The following is an 18,390-nucleotide window of genomic DNA, read 5'->3' as shown; positions in this document are numbered from 1 at the left end:
CTGTGTTTATCCTGACGTTCGGCCGAGCGTGTTGCCGGGATCGTGGGCATGACAGAGAAAGTACGTAATATCAGCCTTTGGCTGTACCGGTTGCTTGAACTCGCCGGTTTGTTTCTCCACTTGGGTACGACGGCGTTTGGCGGTCCGGCTGCGCATATTGCGATGATGGAAGACGAGGTCGTGCGTAGGCGGCGATGGCTCACGCGCGAGGCGTTTCTCGATTTGCTCGGTGCGACCAGCCTGATTCCCGGTCCGAACTCCACTGAATTGGCCATACACATCGGCCATCGCCGCGCTGGATGGGCGGGCCTGGTGATTGCCGGATGCTGCTTCATTTTGCCTGCAACGCTGATCGTCGGCGTCATCGCCTGGGCCTACGTTCGATTTGGCGAGCTGCCGCAAACCGAAGGGCTGCTCTACGGCGTTAAACCCGTCATCATCGCAGTGATTGTCCAAGCCTTGTGGGGGCTGGGCTGCACTGCGGTCAAAAATACGGGGCTGGCCTTGGCCGGGCTGCTCGGCGTCGGGCTGATTTTTTTCGGCGCTGATGAACTCGCCGTTCTTTTTGGCACAGGACTGCTCGTGGCGGGTGTTCGGGCCGGGAAAGCATGGCGAAACGCAGTATTCGGGTCTCGCCCGCCTTTGCTGGGCATCGCGCCGGTTTTCCCGTTCATTTCGGCTGCGGGCGTTGCCGGAGCCGCCGCCGTATCCATGCCGTTCAACCTCTGGACGCTGTTTTTATTCTTCGCCAAGGTGGGTTCCATATTGTTCGGCAGTGGTTACGTGCTGCTGGCCTTTCTTAATGCCGATCTGGTCGAACGCTGGCACTGGCTGACCGACGCCCAGCTCATGGATGCGATTGCCGTTGGCCAGATCACTCCGGGGCCGGTGTTCACCACCGCCACGTTCATCGGCTATGTGTTGGCTGGTACGAAGGGAGCGGTAGTAGCCACAGCCGGCATTTTCATCCCTGCATTTTTCTTTGTCGCGATCAGCGGGCCATTCGTACCGAGGCTACGCAAATCCGCAATTGCCGGCGCATTCCTGGATGGCGTGAATGTCGCTTCGCTCGCGCTGATGGCAATCGTAACCTGGCGGCTGGGGGCGACGACAATGGTAGACTGCTTCACCGGCTTGCTTGCCCTGGCATCGGTTTTCTTGTTGTTCCGTTACCGGGTTAACTCGGGTTGGTTAATCCTTGCGGGCGCCGGTTTTGGTTATCTGGTTTTTTATTGCAAAATTGCGTGATTTCTATACTGCAGGAGCTTGCGGAGGTTGTGCCGGGTATACAAAGCGGGTGCGTTTGTGTTTGTTTCGTTTGGCTTTCTCGTACGTTTCCCTTAGAAACGCCATGCCGCTTGCGCAGCTGCAAACATCTTTCTCGCCATTCGGACTCCGCGAAGATACTTACTCTGCCGCCGGAACGCCTATCGCGGAACCAAACGCTTTCTGAATGTGATCGGCAAAATCATTGATAAACGTTTTGTCTTCGAAACCCGAGACGATTCCGTAACTTCGCCTGGTCTTCCTGGATAAAGTCGCGCCTGGTGGGGTGCAACGCGCGGCCGCGCCAGCCGATCAACTCCAGATAGCCCTCGAACGCAAACGGATGCGCCCAGCCGCTACGGCTGGTGGCGTCGGACGGCATCAGCGCCGCCCAGGTAGACGTTTCGGCGTATGGGTTGCCGGAGTTCTGCGCATTTCGTGGATTGTTGCCGGATGCCGCGCCCATGCCGGACAAATCGGCTATGCGCTGTTGTATCGAGGTGAGTTCTGAAGTTTCCAGTGTTTCGGCAATCCCGGCGCGCACCGGATCCAGATCGACATACGCTATCGCAGCTTAAAGTTGTCAGGTTGCTATCGGCTCAAACAATCGTAATAGCCTTTCCATCCTTTCTCACTTAATTGCTGCGAAGACCTGGATACACTTTTCGTCCGTAGACGGAGCTCGGTTTGCCCGCATTGCATCGATTACGCTTACAATAGCAACAACAGATGATGATGGTTTGCAGAGGCTGCAACCCCGATAGTTGCTTATCACGATTCATAGGACTGATATTTGCTCTCATGTAAGTACAAATCCGGACAAGTCTTAGTCCGGGTTTCAGCAGCACTGCTCGGCATGATACTGCTTGCGTGCGGCTCGGTAGCGCGCGCCGGCGATCAGCCTTCGTTTTTCGATCAGTGGCAAGCGCAATGGCTGGACGAGCATAAAGAACTTTCGGCGGCAGACGCCGAACCCTCGTTTTTCGATAGATGGCGTTTTTCCGGGTATGTCAATCTGGAGGGCGCCGGACCAAAGAACGCGCAGGCTTCGATTACGCTGGACGATCTTGCGCTGTTCGTTTCGGCCAGAATCAATCGCTGGATAAACCCCTTCATGGAGGCGGAAATATACGCCGCTCCGTTGTGGGTTGAGGGAAAGGGCGCGCAGTTCAATAGCGCGCAACTGACAATCGAGCGTTTATATAACGATTTCGAAGTCACCGAGAGCGATACCTTACGCGCGGGCAAATTTCTAGCGCCGATCAATCACTGGAACCTGATACATGCCTCGCCGCTGGTCTGGACCGTCAACAGACCGATAACCTCGGCTTCTTCGGTAGCCAACTATATAACCGGTCTGCAGGCGCGCCACGAATTCGATCTGATGTCCGGACATGCCGTGGAGGTCTATGTTCAGCCCTATACTGAATTCCTGCCGGTTTCCATAGGACCCAATCAGCCCGGTTATCAGACTACATTCGGCGGACGCTGGACTTTGCACGAGGATCTGGAGTTTTACGCCGGTATCGAGCTGCAATATGCGCGCTTGCAAAACAGCAACAGTGTTGACTCCAGTCATGCAGGCGTCAGTTTCGACGCCAACTGGAAACACCGATATTTCGAGCTGGAAACGGAGTTGCTTTATACGCACGTATATTACCCGACCCCGTTGGCGCATTCAGCCGATTGGGGCGGTTATTTGCAAATGGCTATCCCTTTGTTTTATGGTTTTCATGCCATTGGCAGGTTTGAGCATTTTCAGTTTGCCTATAAAAGCGATCCCGTCGATATCGGTTTGATCGGTCTGGTTTGGCGTCCTGAGAGCCATTATTCCATCAAACTGGAATGGCAGCAGACGTCTTCCGGGGCGAATCAGGTGCCGGGTACCGTGTATGACCAGCAGATTCAAACCGGAGTATTCGGTGCGGTTGCGGTGCTGTTTTGATGACGCGCGTTTTCCTGCCATTCCTGTTGCTATTATTTTCGGTATTGCCGGTGCAGGCGGATATCTATATTATCGTCAACAAGGATTTGCATCAGGAACAGCTGGATAAAAACGATATAGCTTCCATTTATTTGCTGAAGAAACGAAGCTGGACGAATGGCGATAATATAATGCCGATTAATCTCCCGGCGCAGAGTACTGTCAGAAGCCGTTTTACATCTGCGATATTCAACAGTTCTCCTGAAAAATTGAGTAGTTATTGGGATGAAATGCTGTTCAGGGGGGTTAATCCGCCAATAATCCAGAACTCCGAACAGGCGGTTATTCTCTTTGTAGAGAGAGTTAAGGGAGCTATTGGTTATGTGGAAACCAGGCCGCAAAATCCGCAGATAAAAATAATTCAGCAGTTTCCTGGTAACTGATATGTCCAGATTTTCATTGTCGATCCGGCTGGCTGTGTTTGTCAGTTTTAGCGTATTGCTGGTAACCGCTTCATTAAGCGCTGTTGTTTTTCATGCCTTCGCCAATAAAATCGATCTGCAAATCAATCATAATCTGACCGATATCGCCGATCACAAGGCTGACGAGCTTAACCGTATTCTGCAGTTCGAGCGTATCAATCTCATGTCCTGGCTCAGCTCTTCCGTGATGCTGGATGTGGTGGTGGACGATCTGGATAAACGCATCGGCATGGAACTGCTGAATCTGAAAAATTATTACCATTTACACGGCGATCTGTACGTTTTTAATGCGAAAAAGGTATTGATTGCATCTACCCAGGCGGGCGTGCTTGGTAATCCGATGCCCGGACAATGGCTGCCTGAGAATGATTACAGGTTTATTTTCAAGCATCATGTCGATTACATAGCGGGCGACATCATTGCGCATGCCGCGTCGCTTAGAGCGCCGCAATTGCCTGAGCAGGGCTATCTGGTCATGACGCACTCCTGGGAGGATGTCAGCCGTACCTTGCAACCTGCGGAAACCAATTTTGCGTTGCGCGTATCCACCATGAACAATGCCGACCTGTTTACCGACACAGGGGTCAGGTCCATTCCCGTCGAGGACGGTTTTTCCGCGCAAAAGCTATGGGTGTTCGATCGGAAGCGCTACCTGGGCTCGATTTCTTCTCCCATGGAGATAGGTAATTTCAAATTTCAGATTGCCGCATTTGTCCCGGAAAATGTTGCGCGAGCACCTCTGGAACAATTGATGCTGGATTTGTTTATCGCTGCCGGTTCCGTTGCGTTCCCCATGATATTGCTGGTAATGCTGTTAAGCCGCCATATGGTTAGTCCGATCAAGAAACTGACATCCACGATTGTAAATGTCGAGGATTCAAATGATTTATCGGTCAGAGTAGTCGTTTCCGGTCAGGATGAGGTAGCCAATCTGGGATATGCATTCAACCGGATGGCGGAGAAGCTGGCGGCTGCATTTGCGAAACAGGCGTCGGTGGAAAAGGAGCTTGAAAATCTTAATGCAAATCTGGAAATACAGGTTAATGAAAGGACGACAGAGCTCCAGCAGGCACTGAAGAAACTGCAGTCCGCGCAGGCCCATCTGGTGCAGTCGGAGAAAATGGTATCCTTAGGGCAGCTGGTTGCCGGCATAGCTCATGAAATCAATAATCCAGTCGGCGCCATTTATGCGAATATGAAGCCGTTGAAGGAATATATCGACGATATAAAGAACACGCTGGATTTTGCGCAGCGACAGTGTATGACGGGCGATGGGCGGGAGAAGCTTCAAAAGCTTCTCGGCGAAATTGATTATGATTTTATTGTTGACGATTTGGAGCAGTTAATAGGCAGTCAGCAACAGGCCGCGGAAAGGATAAAAAATATCGTGCTGGCGCTTAGAAATTTTTCCAGGCTCGATCAGGGCGAAGTTAAAAGCGTATTGATCGAGGACGGACTGAATTCGACCTTGCAAATGCTGCAGCATCTCTATAAAAATCGCGTTGTTATTGAAAAAGATTATAAACTCAATGAAATGGTGGATTGCTGCGCAGGAGAAATAAATCAGGTTTTTATGAATATACTGGCCAATGCGATACAGGCAATACCGAAAGAGGGCGTTATTACTGTCAAAACGGCCAGGCAGGGCGATTGCGCTGTCGTCACTATCCGCGATACCGGTATCGGTATATCCGATGCGGTAAAGGAGAAAATATTCGATCCTTTTTTTACTACCAAGGATGTGGGTACAGGCACGGGGCTCGGATTATCCATTTCCTATGGAATTATAGAAAAGCACCATGGAACACTGACTGTTGAATCCGATGTTGATAAAGGCACCACCTTTATTATTTCCATTCCGCTTATTTCGCAGAGGGCGAGTTAGATGCATACTCTTCTTATTGTTGACGATGACCCGGATGTTCTTGCCGCTTTGCGCCGGGCATTTCGCAAAGGCTACAATGTGCTTACCGCTGATAATGGTAGTGCAGCTATATCGATATTGAACGAACAAACGGTTCATCTTATTATTTGCGATCAACGCATGCCCGGCGTTACCGGTGAGCAGGTTTTAGAGCATGCGTTGTTCAAGCAGCCTGATGCAGTGCGCATTCTGTTGACCGGATATTCGGACATGGAATCGTTGGTGGCTTGCGTTAATGAAGCGCATATTTATAAATACGTCGCCAAGCCCTGGGATCCGCAAGAGCTGAGCTTTACCGTTGCGCGTGCGCTTGATGCATACGATTTGAAACGCCGGCTTGATGAGGCGCAAGGTTTACTGGAGTCTGCCTATGAAGACGCGGTCCTTATGCTGTGCATCGCAGCCGAAGGCAAGGACGAAGATACTTCCAGCCATCTTTACCGTGTACGCCATTATACTGAAACGCTGGCGATTGCGATGGGTGTACCGGCCGAGCAGGCTGAGCATATGGGGCTGATGAGCATGTTGCATGATATCGGCAAACTGTCCGTCCCGGACGAGATTCTTAAGAAACCGGGGAAACTGTCCGATGATGAATGGGTGGTGATGAAAACCCATTCCATGGCCGGCGTTCGTATTTTAGGCGGCAATATGTTTTACGGCACTGCCCGCGAAATATGCGCCGGTCATCATGAAAATTATGATGGCAGCGGTTATCCGTATGGAATTAAAGGCAGCGATATACCCTTATCGGCGCGAATCGTAAAAGTTGCCGATGTGTTCGACGCGCTGACCACCAAACGCCCCTACAAGGACGCGTGGCCTGTTGAACGGGCGATGGCGGAAATTAATGATAAAAAAAGTATCATGTTCGACCCGGATATCGTGGTTCAGATGCAGAAACTGTTCGAAACCGGTGAGTTGAGGGCAATTCTGGATATGGGTGAAGAGGCGGCAGTCGCCCGGTTTCACCCCAAAAAAGCCGTTTAACCGAGGGAGCCCGAACTGCGTCCATCCATGCCATCCGGTCCCCTCGCTTCCTTTTCGTCGCCGTATGCTGCATAGTTGTCGAAACTTTAAGGAAAAGTTCACCGATGGATTGTAAACCTGAAGCAGACGATGGAATGCGTAGTAGATATTGTTTAAAATTAGACACGAAGGTAATGACCGGTAAGCAACATCGCTATCATGTTTGTTGCGTCGACACCGTTCGATCCGCATCTGTTATCTATTAAACCATAACTTGTCGAATTATAAGAGGGGGGGTAACTGTGAGTGTATCAATCAATGGCTATTCCGCCACTTTAGCTCAATCTTTGAGCAGTGTCAGCCACTTGCAGCAACAGCAGTTTGCGAAAGCCCTGGAGTCTACTGCGCAAGTTGCTCCAGCCGCTTCCGCCCCTATCGTACATGTCGGCAAGCCGCACGGCAGTCTTGGCCATAACATTGACGTAACAGCGTAAACACGAGTTGACAGCGTGAATTGAGTGTTCGGGGCTCACTACAGGAGCGATTCACGCTGGAGCGCTTGCTTTGTTGTGGCGCTGAAGGTTGCAAAAGTCACTTTTCGCCCTCTTGATGTTTCGTTTGTTGCTGTTTTTCATACTTGCAGCGATGCGGCGATTTGTTGCTGAGCGGGATCCAGATAACTCTTTAGGCACGTCAGCATTTTGGGGCGCGCATATTTCGAGATGGGAATATTTTGAGGTATGCCGAGCGCCAGTCGGCTGCGCAGTCGCCTATAAGCGTTTTGCAGTCACGGCAGGATATGACAATCGGGTGATGGCATGGCTTATTGATTGCCACCGTCCTCTACTGTTTTAGCATCGGATAGTTTATACGGTTTACATCGCGCTCAAAAGTGCTTATTTAATCCTCCTGCAGTTTCAGATAAACGGGGTTCCTTGTTTTACAAAGGCGTTTTTATTATGTATTATGTGCCGGCACCGATAATCGAACGGTGCTTTTTCGTTGCCGGTAACTATCGGATAGAGCCAAAAGCCGGGTACAAGTCAATAGCTATGGCCATGTAGTATTTTAATATAAATTCCGCCAGGCCCGTTGTGGGAACGACATCTTTTTCCTGAGAAACCCATACCGGTATGTCGCGTTTATCCAGGTCAATGGTGAACGAAATATTGTTTGTCTCTTCTGTCGTCTTGTCGAGCGTGCTAACCGTCTGAAAGGATTCCAGTCTTTCTCCGTCCAGTCTCAATGTAATATCTATGTTACATTGTTCCAGTATGTTCAATTTGATATTCATAACCTGCTCTGTATTCATTGCGTTAATATAAAAACTAAGCTTATTGTCGCGTTGAAGAGGCAGTAGTAGGGCATTAAAGCTGTTTCTTAGTGAGATAAATGAAGCGCTTGCTGATTTGGCTGCATTTCCAGAGCGATGGAAATCGCTTCTTTCACTGTTTAACTCAACTAAATATATCAGTTTTTTTGCCAAATAATCGAACGATTTTGGCTCTTTTCCTTTGCGATAGGATGCGTTCATAATTTTTCCCATAGGTTTATGTTTGTTTTGATGCACGGTTTTATTTTACGCTGAAACTGGTAGCCGTTCAGTCGCTCCCTGAAAGCAGCGGGTACTTTACAAGTATCACCTCGTTAGCTGAAAACTGGATTTTGTACTCAACATCATCTGTTTGCACCTTGTTTTACATGTGGAAAATAACGGTTGCTATGAGGCGGTCTCGCCATGAAGTAAACGAAGCGCTCTGCGAATACTGTCGTGATTGCAGAATAATTACAAAGCCATGGTTTGTTGCGCGGACAGGATTTTAACAGTATAAATTACGGTTGAACAGGTACCGCAATTCTAAATCAACTGTCAGTAATGCGAGGATACTTGCCGATTGTGCCGAATATATGGTCTAATTGAAATTAAATAGATTATGAGTCGTGCGGCTATGCGAACAGGATTATGTCGGAAGTAATTAATGGTCTTATGGAAATAATGAGAGTTAACGCTTTTTTGTGTCCTAGCGATGATGAGCCTCGGTATTCTACTGTGAATATTTCTTGTGATGATTTGTGATGAACGCTGAGATACCGCCGGAGAAAAATGATGTTTGAATTTGATGAATATATCAAACTGCTTGCCGGTCTCCTGTCGGTAGTAGATCCTATTGCCGCCATTCCGTTGTTCATTAGTCTGACTGTACATCGAAGCCCTGAGGAGCGGAGGGAAGTAGCCCGTGTTTGTGCGCTGGCGGTTGGTGCGGTATTGTTGATTACTCTGATAACTGGGAAATTTTTGCTGGAGCTTTTTGGTATCAGTATTCCAGCATTTCAAATTGCAGGCGGTATTGTTATTTCGTTTATGGGCGTTTCCATGCTTCAGGCTTCTCACGACCGTTCCCGGAATACACCGGAAGAACGAGCAGAATCGTTTGGTAAAGAGTCTATTGCTATCGTGCCGATGGCAATTCCTCTGTTGAGTGGTCCTGGAGCCATGAGTACCGTTATTGTCTCCCATAGTCTGAACAATTCATGGAGCTATGATTTAATCGCGTGTTGTGTTATTGCTACTGTGGCTTTGGCTGTGCTGCTGTGTCTGGTTATGGCAGACAAAATCGCTGATTTTCTGGGGACTACCGGTATGAATGTGATAACCCGCGTATTCGGCCTGATTATTTTATCCATTGCGGTTGAGTACATCACCCAAGGGCTGGTCGAGGTTTTTCCGATGCTGGTGCTGGCAGCATAACTGTTCAGATTACTTATGTTTAAAATCGGGAATTATGCATCTACCGGCTTTGGTTTTGCGGGCAAGTATGTAGGGACGCGCGGAAGCTTGTCCATCTATCAACTACGAAGCGAATCCATCCCTCTTGGGCTACTACGATCAGGGCCGACGGTGGTGGCTTGATTGCGCTATCATCCTTTCCCGCAGCCTATTTTGTTGAATAGCAGTCTATTCGGTGATATTGAACAGTGATAAAATCGCGGAAGCGTGTGTCCTTTTTGAGTAAAAGGGACGCACTGATTTACACCTTTAGCCGGTAACCGACGCCCGATTCGGTTAATAGATATTTTGGCTGGGCCGGATCGGATTCGATTTTTTGTCTGAGCTGACTCATGTAAATACGCAGATAATGCGCGTTGTCGGTAAATGTCGGCCCCCAGATTTCCTTGAGTATCTGATGGTGCGTCAATACGCGTCCCGCATTTCTGACCATCATCGCGAGCAGGCGGTATTGGATCGGAGTTAAATGAATTTCCTGCCCGTCGATATATACCGCGCGGTTGATCAGGTCAACCTTGAGCCCCTCATGTTCGAAGCTGCCGGATTGATCCTGCTCGCGCGTGCTGACCGCATGACGGAGTGCAACCCGGATACGCGCCAGCAATTCACCCAGGCTGAATGGTTTGATAAGATAATCGTCCGCCCCGGCATCGAGCGCTTCGATTTTGCTCTGCTCCGTACTGCGCGCCGACAGAATGATAATAGGCAGCGCCGTCCATTGCCGCAATTCCCGCACGACCTGTACGCCGTCCATATCGGGCAAGCCCAGATCCAGTATGATCAGATCCGGTTTTCTGTCCAAGGCTTCGGTGGCGCCGGCCCGCCCCGTTGTCGCTTCAAAAATTTTGAAGTTATGCGTGGCCAGCCCGGTCTTCAGAAATTTTCGGATATGAGGATCGTCCTCTATCACCAGGATGACGGTTTCGGCCGTATCCATTACTGTTCACCTGCCAGCGTCGGCGGGGTCTGCTCCAAGGGTAATTTCAGCGTGAATATGGCGCCGCCGTTAGGCCGGTTGTTTGCCGTCATGGTGCCGCCATGGGCTTCGGCGATCGCGCGGCAAATGGCCAGCCCCAGCCCGACGCCGCTTTGCGCCGCTTCGTGCTTGGCGCGCGCGAATTTTTCGAACAAGCGGTTTTCCTGTCCCGGCGGCAAGCCGGGGCCTCTGTCGGCAAGCGAAATGTAGACAGCTTCGCTCGAGCTTTCCACGAGAATTTCCAGTGCGGAGCGGTCGGGCGTATAGCGCAACGCGTTTTCCAGCAGGTTGATCAGCACTTGTTCGATCATCACCGCGTCGGCGTATACCATCGGCAGGCCCGGCGGCATGGAAACCTTGAGTGGTCTCGACTCCAGGTGTTTCTGCAGTCGCGTCAAAACCGTGCCGACGATTTCCTCTACCGGGTGCCATTGTTTGTTCAGTTCCACAACGCCGGCATCCAGCCGCGCCATATCGAGGATATTGTTGACCAGGTTTGACATGCGCAAGGCCTCGGCATAAATGGCGTGACTCAGTTCGAGCTTGTCCTGGCGCGAAATTTTGGCCTCTTCATCCACTAATGCGCTGGCCGATCCGACGATGGTCGCCAGCGGCGTTCTCAAATCGTGCGATATCGAGCTTAGCAGTGAGTTGCGAAGTTGTTCCGCCTCCATTTGCATATGCGCCTTTTTGGTTTGCTCGGCCATGCGCAGGCGGTGGATCGCCTGGGCAATCAGGCGTAAAAAAGTTTCCAGCAGCTTTTGCTGTTCCGGCAGGAATATGCGGCGCAGGTTGACCGGCAGCAGGGCCAGTACGCCCATTACGGTATTTTCGTCACTGCTGAGCGGGAAATAGATGGCTTTCGCGCCCGGCAGGGTATAGGTGCCTTGTCCGGCCATTTCATTGTGGTCGAAAACCCATTGCGCGATACTCAGATCGGTTTTATGCAGCGATTCCTTCATGCTGCGGCCGCAGGGGTTGACTATGTGGCCGTTATGATCAGGCAACAGAATCACATTGCGGCTGCCGAATTCAGCGTAGATGTGGCGGACCGCGGTACTGACGACATCCGCCTCGGTCTGGCTGCTCGCCAGTTCCTTGCTGATTGCATAGAGTACGGTTGCCCGGCGCTCTCGGTGCGAGGCTACCTTGGCCTGCGAGCGTACGTTGGCCATCAGGTGGCTGACCAGCATGGCGACGGTCAGCATCGCGACCAGGGTGAACAGGTATTGCGTGTCGGAAACCGAAAAAGTATAGCTCGGCGTAACGAAAAACAGGTCGAACATGACCACGCCCAGCACCGACGCCAGCACGGACGGGCCTCGGCCATAGCGCGTTGCGATATAAACCACGCCGAGCAGGTAGACCATGGCCAGATTGGCAAGCTCGAAGCGTTCGAACATCAGGCGCGCCAGCAAGGTGCTGACCAGAGTTACCAATAGCGCCCATATATAGCCGGTTTTTTTACTGGCAATCCGGGTAGTCAAGCCGGGTAACGGCGCACGCCGCGGCGTAGATAGTCCTGGAATGTTGTAGGTCGTGTGTTCTTCGCCCTGGGGGCTGCCCAGCAAATAGATGTTGATATTGTGAGCCTGACCGATCAGGGTATCGACTACCGAGCCCAGCAGCCAGCGTTTCCATCCTCGCCGCGACGGTTTGCCCATCACCAGTTTGTTGACGTTGCGTTCCCGTGCGATGCGGATGATGGCCTGACTCATATCCGGCGCGCTCAGGGTGGCGCTTTCCGCACCGAGCTGTTCCGCCAGGCGCAGGATGCGCAATACCGCGTCACGCTCCTCGGCGGGCAGGCGCTGCAGCTCAGGGGTTTCCACATAGAGCACGATCCACGGCGCGCGCAAGCCGTTTGCGAAGCGCTTTCCCGCTCGCACCAGACGTTCGGCCAGCGCCGCGTTGGGACCTATGCAAACCATTACGCGCTCGCTGACTTGCCAAATATCGCGTATCGCATTGTCTTCGCGGTAATCGAGCATTTGCGCGTCGACGCGATTGGCTGTCTGCCGCAATGCCAGTTCGCGCAACGCAATCAGGTTGCCCTTGCGGAAAAAATTATTGACGGCTTCTCTGGCCTGCTGGGGCAAATAGACTTTTCCTTCCTTGAGCCGTACCAGCAGCTCGTCGGGCGGAAGATCGACCAGCTCGACTTCATTTGCGCCTTCGAACACCGTGTCGGGTACGGTCTCCCAGACGCGTATCCCGGAAATTTGACCGATGATATCGTTCAGGCTTTCGAGGTGCTGTACATTCAGGGCGGTATAAACGTCGATACCCGCTTCCAGCAGTTCTTCTATATCCTGCCAGCGTTTGGGGTGTCTCGAACCGGCTACGTTGCTATGCGCCAATTCGTCTACGACGATGATGGAGGGTCTGCGTTTCAACGCGGCATCCAGATCGAACTCGTGCAGGGTTTTGCCCCGGTACTCGATTTGGCGCGGGGGTAGCACCTCCAGCCCTTCCAGCAGCGCCAGTGTTTCCTTACGTCCGTGCGTTTCGACCAGGCCGACCAGAACATCGATGTTCTCAGCTCTTCTTTCGCGTGTCGCCAGCAGCATGGCGTAGGTTTTTCCTACGCCGGCGGCGGCGCCGAAAAAGATTTTCAGGCGGCCGCGGCGCGCGCGCGATTTGTCGCGTTCGACGCGCGCAAGCAGTTCGTCCGGGTTCGGGCGTATGTCGTTCACGGGAGCTTTTTCTCTAGCTCGTTCAGGCGTTCGTGCAAGCGTTTGATTTCGTGCAGTATCTGGTTTTCTGCGCCTTCGACACGTCCGACATCGTTACCCAGCGTATGCACGTCGCGTCCGATCAATTCCGCCGAAATGATCGCGGTAAACAGCGCAAACAGGATGATTCCGACCAGGATCAGCAGTCCCGTCAGCAGCCGTCCGAAAAATGAGGTCGGCACCACGTCGCCGAAGCCGACATGCGTCATCGTGCCCCATGCCGCCCAGATGCCGTCGAACGGGTTATGGATGGCGGGATCGATGACGGAGAGGATGACGCCTGTGCCTACGCTCGCCATCAGGGCAAGCAACAGCAGATGCATCAGGTCTTTTTTGCGTTTGACTTTGAAACCGCTTATCCATGCGATGGCGTTGCGGCATTCCGAAAGTGCATTCATGATGATGTTCTCTTTGATCTACATAAATCTTTAATTCCTGGCATTAAGGATATGGTAAAAAAACTTGGTTCGTCATCTCCGTTTATCCTGCTTTATCGACTACGCTCGGGAGAACCTTGTCGATGGGGGCTGCAAACCGTAAATTATTTTAACCATATCCTCAAGCCGCGTAAGGTACGCATGGCGTACCTTACCGATTGTATACAATAAACCCCGGTTAAAACCACATCCCGTCCAGCGCGAGGTTAAGTTTCAACACATTGACGCGCGGTTCTCCCAGCAAACCCCAGAATCTTTTTTCCGTATGCGCTTCTATCAGTTCCGAAACCTTGGCGGCGCTGATGCGTCTTGCCTGGGCTATCCGGTTGAGTTGATAGCGCGCAGCCGCAGGGCTGATGTGAGGGTCCAGACCGCTGCCGGATGCCGTGACCAGGTCAATCGGCACAGCCGCCTGATTTTTCGGATCGGCTTCTTTCAGCGCCTGAATCCGGGCCTTGATTGCATCGGCCAGCGCCGGGTTGGTAGGTCCCAGGTTGGAACCGCTGGATGCCGCGCCGTTGTCCGGTATCGGCGAAGTCGCCGATGGTCTGCCCCAAAAGTAGCGGGTGTCGGAAAACGGCTGGCCGATCAAGGCCGAACCCACTGGTTTTCCCTGCGCGTTTTTCAGCAGGCTGCCGTTCGCCTGGGATGGAAACAGGCCTTGAGACAGTACGGTGACCAGCATTGGATAGATAGCGCCGGTTATCGCTGTCCAGAGGAACAGCATGATGACGGCGGGTTTGAGTTGTGTAAACATAGGTTTTCCTCCTTAAACTAGACCCAGGGCAACCAGTACGAGATCAATCGCCTTTATGCCGACAAACGGAATTAGCAAGCCGCCCAAGCCGTAAATCAGCAGATTGTTCTGCAGCAGGGTTGCAGCGCCGACCGGTTTATAGCTGATGCCTTTCAACGCCAGCGGAATCAATGCGACGATGATCAGCGCGTTGAATATCACCGCCGACAATATCGCGCTGGCGGGCGTGGCCAGTCCCATCACGTTCAGCACATTGAGCGCAGGGTAGGTCGTCGCAAACGCTGCCGGAATAATCGCAAAGTATTTGGCGACATCGTTGGCGATACTGAATGTGGTCAACGCGCCACGCGTCATCAGCATCTGCTTGCCGGTTTCGACGATTTCGATCAGTTTGGTGGGATTGGAGTCCAGATCCACCATGTTGCCGGCCTCCTTGGCGGCCTGCGTTCCGCTGTTCATCGCCACTGCGACGTCAGCTTGCGCCAGAGCCGGCGCGTCGTTGGTGCCGTCGCCGGTCATTGCGACCAGACGTCCGTTGGACTGGTAATCGCGTATCAGGCGCAGCTTGGCTTCAGGCGTGGCTTCCGCCAGAAAATCGTCGACGCCCGCTTCAGCCGCGATAGCGGCGGCGGTCAGGCGGTTGTCGCCGGTAATCATGATGGTTTTGATGCCCATTTGACGCAGTTCGGCAAAACGCTCCTTGATGCCGCCTTTGACGATGTCCTTCAGCTCGATTACTCCGAGGGCGCGCGCGCCTTCGGCCACGACCAGCGGTGTGCTGCCGCGCCGTGCGACATCGTCCACCAGGTTGCTGATATCGTCCGGAAATCTGCCGCCCTGATCTTCGACATATTGACGGATCGCGTCGGCGGCGCCTTTGCGGATTTGCCGGTCGTTCAGGTTGACGCCGCTCATGCGCGTCTGCGCGCTGAAATGCACGAAGGTCGCGCCCAGCGACTGCACATCGCGTTCGCGTAGCGCGAATTTCTGTTTGGCCAGAATCACGATGCTGCGGCCTTCAGGTGTTTCGTCGGCCAGCGAGGCTAATTGCGCGGCGTCGGCCAAGTCGCGTTCTAGCACGCCTTTGACCGGGATAAAGGTGGACGCCTGACGGTTGCCGAGGGTAATGGTGCCGGTTTTGTCGAGCAGCAGCACGTCGACGTCGCCGGCAGCTTCCACCGCGCGACCGGAAGTGGCGACGACGTTTTTCTGCATCATGCGTCCGATGCCGGCGACGCCGATCGCGGAAAGCAACCCGCCTATGGTTGTAGGTATCAGGCAGACCAGCAGCGCTACCAGTACGGTGATGGTAACCGGGTGACCGTCACCGGATGTTTCCACGCTGTAAACCGAGTACGGAAGTAAGGTAACCGTGGCGAACAGAAAGACCAGCGTTAACGCGACCAGCAGTATGGTCAGCGCGATTTCGTTGGGCGTTTTCTGGCGTTTGGCGCTTTCGACCATAGCTATCATGCGATCCAGAAAGGTTTCTCCCGGATTGACGCTGATACGCACCACCAGCCAGTCGGACAAAACACGGGTGCCGCCGGTTACCGAGCTGAAGTCGCCGCCCGATTCGCGGATTACCGGCGCGCTTTCGCCGGTAATCGCGCTTTCGTCCACGGAGGCTACGCCTTCGATGACCTCGCCGTCGCCGGGAATGAAATCGCCCATTTCCACCAGCACCACGTCGCCGCGTCTCAGACTGGCGCCCGGAACAAGCGAGTGGGCGGAGCCGTAGGCCGGCGAGCTCAGCTTTTTGGCGGCGATGTCGCGCTTGGCGCTACGCAAAAAGGCGGCCTGCGCCTTGCTGCGTCCTTCCGCTACCGCTTCGGCAAAGTTGGCGAACAATACCGTGAACCATAGCCATAAGGTAACGGCCAGTATGAAGCCGGCCGGCGCTTCGCCCTGTCCGGTCAACGCCTGCAGCCAGAGGATGGTAGTCAGGATACTGCCGACATAGACTACAAACATCACCGGGTTTTTGATCTGCTGGCCCGGCGTCAGTTTTTTCAGGGAGTCAACCAGGGCTACCTGTACGATGTCCGCATCGAAAAGGGATAAGGATTTTTTACTCATTAATATTCTCCAGACGATCAATGCAGGCCGAGCATATGCAGGTGATCAATCACCGGCCCCAATGCCAGGGCGGGCACAAAGGTGAGGGCGCCGACCAATAGCACGGTGCCGATCAGCAGCACAACAAATAATGGCGTATGGGTGGGCAATGTGCCTACGCCCACCGGCACCGTCTTTTTGGCGGCAAAAGAACCGGCGATTGCCAGTACTGGAATCGCCAGCCAATAGCGTGAAAAAAACATGGCTATGCCGAGCATCGCGTTATAAAAGGGTACGTTGGCAGAGAGTCCGCCGAAAGCGCTGCCGTTGTTGTTGCCGGCCGAGGAAAACGCATAGAGAATTTCGCTGAAACCATGCGCCCCTGGATTGAATACCGACGCTTTGCCCGCCGCAGCAATGACCGCAACCGCCGTCCCGACCAGTACGATCAACGGAGGAATCAGTATCACGATGGCGGCCATTTTCATTTCGTAGGCTTCGATCTTTTTGCCCAGATACTCCGGGGTGCGGCCTATCATCAGGCCCGCCACAAACACGGCGACCATTGCAAACACGATCATGCCGTACAGTCCGGAGCCGACGCCGCCGAAAATAACTTCGCCCAGCTGCATCATCACCATTGGCACCAGGCCCCCTATCGGCGTAAAGGAGTCGTGCATCGCGTTGACCGATCCGTTCGACGCCGCCGTGGTGGCTACTGACCAGAGCGAAGAATTGGTGATGCCGAAGCGCGTTTCCTTGCCTTCCATGTTGCCGCCCGCCTGTAACGGCGAGTTGATCTGGTCGACGCCCAATTCAGCCAGTAACGGATTGCCTCCCTGCTCTGCGCCGACCGTGATGAAGATAGCCACCACGAGTACGATGGTCATGGCTGACAGGATCGCCCAGCCCTGGCGCGTATCGCCAACCATTACGCCAAAGGTATAGCAGAGCGCCGCGGGTATCAGCAGTATCGACAGGAGTTCCAGAAAGTTGGAAAGCGGCGTCGGATTTTCCAGCGGATGCGCTGAGTTCACATTGAAGAAGCCGCCGCCGTTGGTGCCGAGCTGCTTGATTGCTACCTGCGATGCGGCAGGGCCGACTGCGATGGTTTGTTCGGTAGCGGTTTGCTTTTCCGTGACCGGTTCGCCGTTCGCATCTTTGAGCGCCAGCCCGTCATCGCCGAGTTTGGCCTGATCATAGGTATAAGACTCGACCAACGGCACTGTTTGATAAGGTTTGAAGGTTTGAACAACGCCCTGGCCCACCAGAACCAAAGCCAGAATGAACGACAGCGGCAGCAGGATGTAGAGCGTGCTGCGCGTCATGTCGACCCAGAAGTTTCCCAGCGTCGATGTATTTTTCTGGTTGAATCCGCGTATCAGCGCAACCAGAACCGCCATGCCGCTTGCGGCGGAAACGAAGTTCTGCACGGTCAGACCCAGCATCTGAGTCAGATAGCTCATGGTGGCTTCGCCGCCGTAACCCTGCCAGTTGGTATTGGTGGCGAAGCTGATGGCGGTGTTAAATGCCGAGTCAGGCGTCACTGCCGGCAAGCCTTGCGGATTCAGCGGCAACAGCAACTGCAGCCGTTGCAATGCGTAAACGGCGAGGAGGCCGAGGAGATTGAACGCCAGCATGGCAAGCGCATATTGAGTCCAGCGCATGCCTTGCGCGGGATCGACCCCGCTAGCGCGGTAAATCAGGTTTTCAATAGGGGTCAGTATGCGCGTAAAAGCGCCGAACTTGCCTTCGTAGATGCGCGCCATGTAACTGCCGAGCGGCTTGGCAAGCAGCAGCAGCGCGAAAATATAGACCGAGATTTGTATCAGTGCATTACCGGTCATTAGAATTTCTCCGGATAAAATAGCGCCACCAGTAAATAGGCGAATATTGCGCAGGCAACGCCGCCACTCAGAAGATATAACCAGCTCATTGTTTTTCTCCCAGAATATCGCACCCTAAAACAAACAGGATGCTGACAATGAAAAAGATAATAATCAGCGACAGATACGCGAAATCCATAATAACCTCCACATCTTTCAAGAGTTTTTGCGTACAAAACCTGTACGGA

General features: G+C 53.0%; 16 protein-coding genes. 7 read left to right on the top strand and 9 right to left on the bottom strand.

The annotated features are described in order from the left end of the window. Nucleotides 1-48: 48 nt before the first annotated feature. Nucleotides 49-1,248, top strand: coding sequence for a chromate efflux transporter (gene chrA / locus F6R98_RS15405; protein WP_153249811.1), 1,200 nt, complete (start codon nt 49-51; stop codon nt 1,246-1,248). Between the two features lie 220 nt (nt 1,249-1,468). Here chrA and F6R98_RS15400 read toward each other — a convergent pair whose 3' ends face one another. After that, nucleotides 1,469-1,810, bottom strand: coding sequence for a hypothetical protein (locus tag F6R98_RS15400; protein ID WP_153249810.1), 342 nt, complete (start codon nt 1,808-1,810; stop codon nt 1,469-1,471). Nucleotides 1,811-2,122: 312 nt separating this feature from the next. Between F6R98_RS15400 and F6R98_RS15395 the strand changes: the two genes are divergently transcribed. From F6R98_RS15395 to F6R98_RS21675, 5 genes are all read left to right on the top strand, one after another. After that, nucleotides 2,123-3,211 (top strand): hypothetical protein, encoded by a 1,089-nt coding sequence (locus F6R98_RS15395; protein ID WP_153249809.1) that lies wholly within the window; start codon nt 2,123-2,125, stop codon nt 3,209-3,211. Continuing rightward, complete coding sequence (locus F6R98_RS15390; RefSeq protein WP_153249808.1) at nt 3,211-3,633, top strand: type 2 periplasmic-binding domain-containing protein; 423 nt, start codon at nt 3,211-3,213, stop codon at nt 3,631-3,633. The genes F6R98_RS15395 and F6R98_RS15390 overlap by 1 nt, the downstream gene beginning before the upstream one ends. A gap of 1 nt (nt 3,634) precedes the next feature. Next, the gene (locus F6R98_RS15385) at nt 3,635-5,557 is read left to right on the top strand and encodes a sensor histidine kinase (protein ID WP_153249807.1); all 1,923 of its coding nucleotides are present in this window, start codon (nt 3,635-3,637) and stop codon (nt 5,555-5,557) included. Beyond that, nucleotides 5,558-6,586 carry an HD domain-containing phosphohydrolase gene (locus tag F6R98_RS15380; RefSeq protein WP_153249806.1) on the top strand — a complete coding sequence of 343 codons (1,029 nt, stop codon included), beginning with the start codon at nt 5,558-5,560 and terminating at the stop codon, nt 6,584-6,586. Between the two features lie 281 nt (nt 6,587-6,867). Further along, a complete protein-coding gene (locus F6R98_RS21675; RefSeq protein ID WP_194269971.1) occupies nt 6,868-7,059 on the top strand; it encodes a hypothetical protein in 192 nt (63 codons plus the stop codon). Between the two features lie 518 nt (nt 7,060-7,577). On the opposite strand, the gene F6R98_RS15375 is transcribed toward F6R98_RS21675, so the two are convergent. Then, nucleotides 7,578-8,135, bottom strand: a complete 558-nt coding sequence (locus F6R98_RS15375) for a hypothetical protein (protein WP_194269970.1) — start codon at nt 8,133-8,135, stop codon at nt 7,578-7,580. Between the two features lie 534 nt (nt 8,136-8,669). On the opposite strand from F6R98_RS15375, the gene F6R98_RS15370 reads away from it, so the two are divergent. Next, entirely contained in the window at nt 8,670-9,314 is a 645-nt protein-coding gene (locus F6R98_RS15370) for a MarC family protein (protein WP_153249804.1), read from the top strand. A 280-nt stretch (nt 9,315-9,594) separates the two neighbouring features. Here F6R98_RS15370 and F6R98_RS15365 read toward each other — a convergent pair whose 3' ends face one another. From F6R98_RS15365 to F6R98_RS15335, 7 genes are all read right to left on the bottom strand, one after another. After that, the gene (locus tag F6R98_RS15365) at nt 9,595-10,290 is read right to left on the bottom strand and encodes a response regulator (RefSeq protein WP_153249803.1); all 696 of its coding nucleotides are present in this window, start codon (nt 10,288-10,290) and stop codon (nt 9,595-9,597) included. Beyond that, the gene (locus tag F6R98_RS15360; protein ID WP_153249802.1) at nt 10,290-13,025 is read right to left on the bottom strand and encodes a sensor histidine kinase; all 2,736 of its coding nucleotides are present in this window, start codon (nt 13,023-13,025) and stop codon (nt 10,290-10,292) included. The genes F6R98_RS15365 and F6R98_RS15360 overlap by 1 nt, the downstream gene beginning before the upstream one ends. After that, complete coding sequence (locus F6R98_RS15355) at nt 13,022-13,462, bottom strand: potassium channel family protein (RefSeq protein ID WP_153249801.1); 441 nt, start codon at nt 13,460-13,462, stop codon at nt 13,022-13,024. Before F6R98_RS15355 ends, F6R98_RS15360 begins: the two co-directional genes overlap by 4 nt. A gap of 217 nt (nt 13,463-13,679) precedes the next feature. Beyond that, nucleotides 13,680-14,258 carry a potassium-transporting ATPase subunit KdpC gene (gene kdpC / locus F6R98_RS15350; protein ID WP_153249800.1) on the bottom strand — a complete coding sequence of 193 codons (579 nt, stop codon included), beginning with the start codon at nt 14,256-14,258 and terminating at the stop codon, nt 13,680-13,682. A 12-nt stretch (nt 14,259-14,270) separates the two neighbouring features. Beyond that, nucleotides 14,271-16,337 (bottom strand): potassium-transporting ATPase subunit KdpB, encoded by a 2,067-nt coding sequence (gene kdpB / locus F6R98_RS15345; RefSeq protein ID WP_153249799.1) that lies wholly within the window; start codon nt 16,335-16,337, stop codon nt 14,271-14,273. Nucleotides 16,338-16,354: 17 nt separating this feature from the next. Then, complete coding sequence (gene kdpA / locus F6R98_RS15340) at nt 16,355-18,163, bottom strand: potassium-transporting ATPase subunit KdpA (protein ID WP_153249798.1); 1,809 nt, start codon at nt 18,161-18,163, stop codon at nt 16,355-16,357. Continuing rightward, on the bottom strand, nt 18,163-18,252 hold the full coding sequence (locus tag F6R98_RS15335; protein WP_153249797.1) for a potassium-transporting ATPase subunit F: 90 nt from the start codon (nt 18,250-18,252) through the stop codon (nt 18,163-18,165). The genes kdpA and F6R98_RS15335 overlap by 1 nt, the downstream gene beginning before the upstream one ends. Nucleotides 18,253-18,390 lie beyond the last annotated feature (138 nt).

Origin of the sequence: Candidatus Methylospira mobilis (genome assembly GCF_009498235.1) — a bacterium.
Taxonomy (GTDB): Bacteria; Pseudomonadota; Gammaproteobacteria; order Methylococcales; family Methylococcaceae; genus Methylospira; species Methylospira mobilis.
The sequence above is the reverse complement of the archived record's forward strand: the minus strand, read 5'-3'. Positions and strand labels throughout refer to the sequence as shown.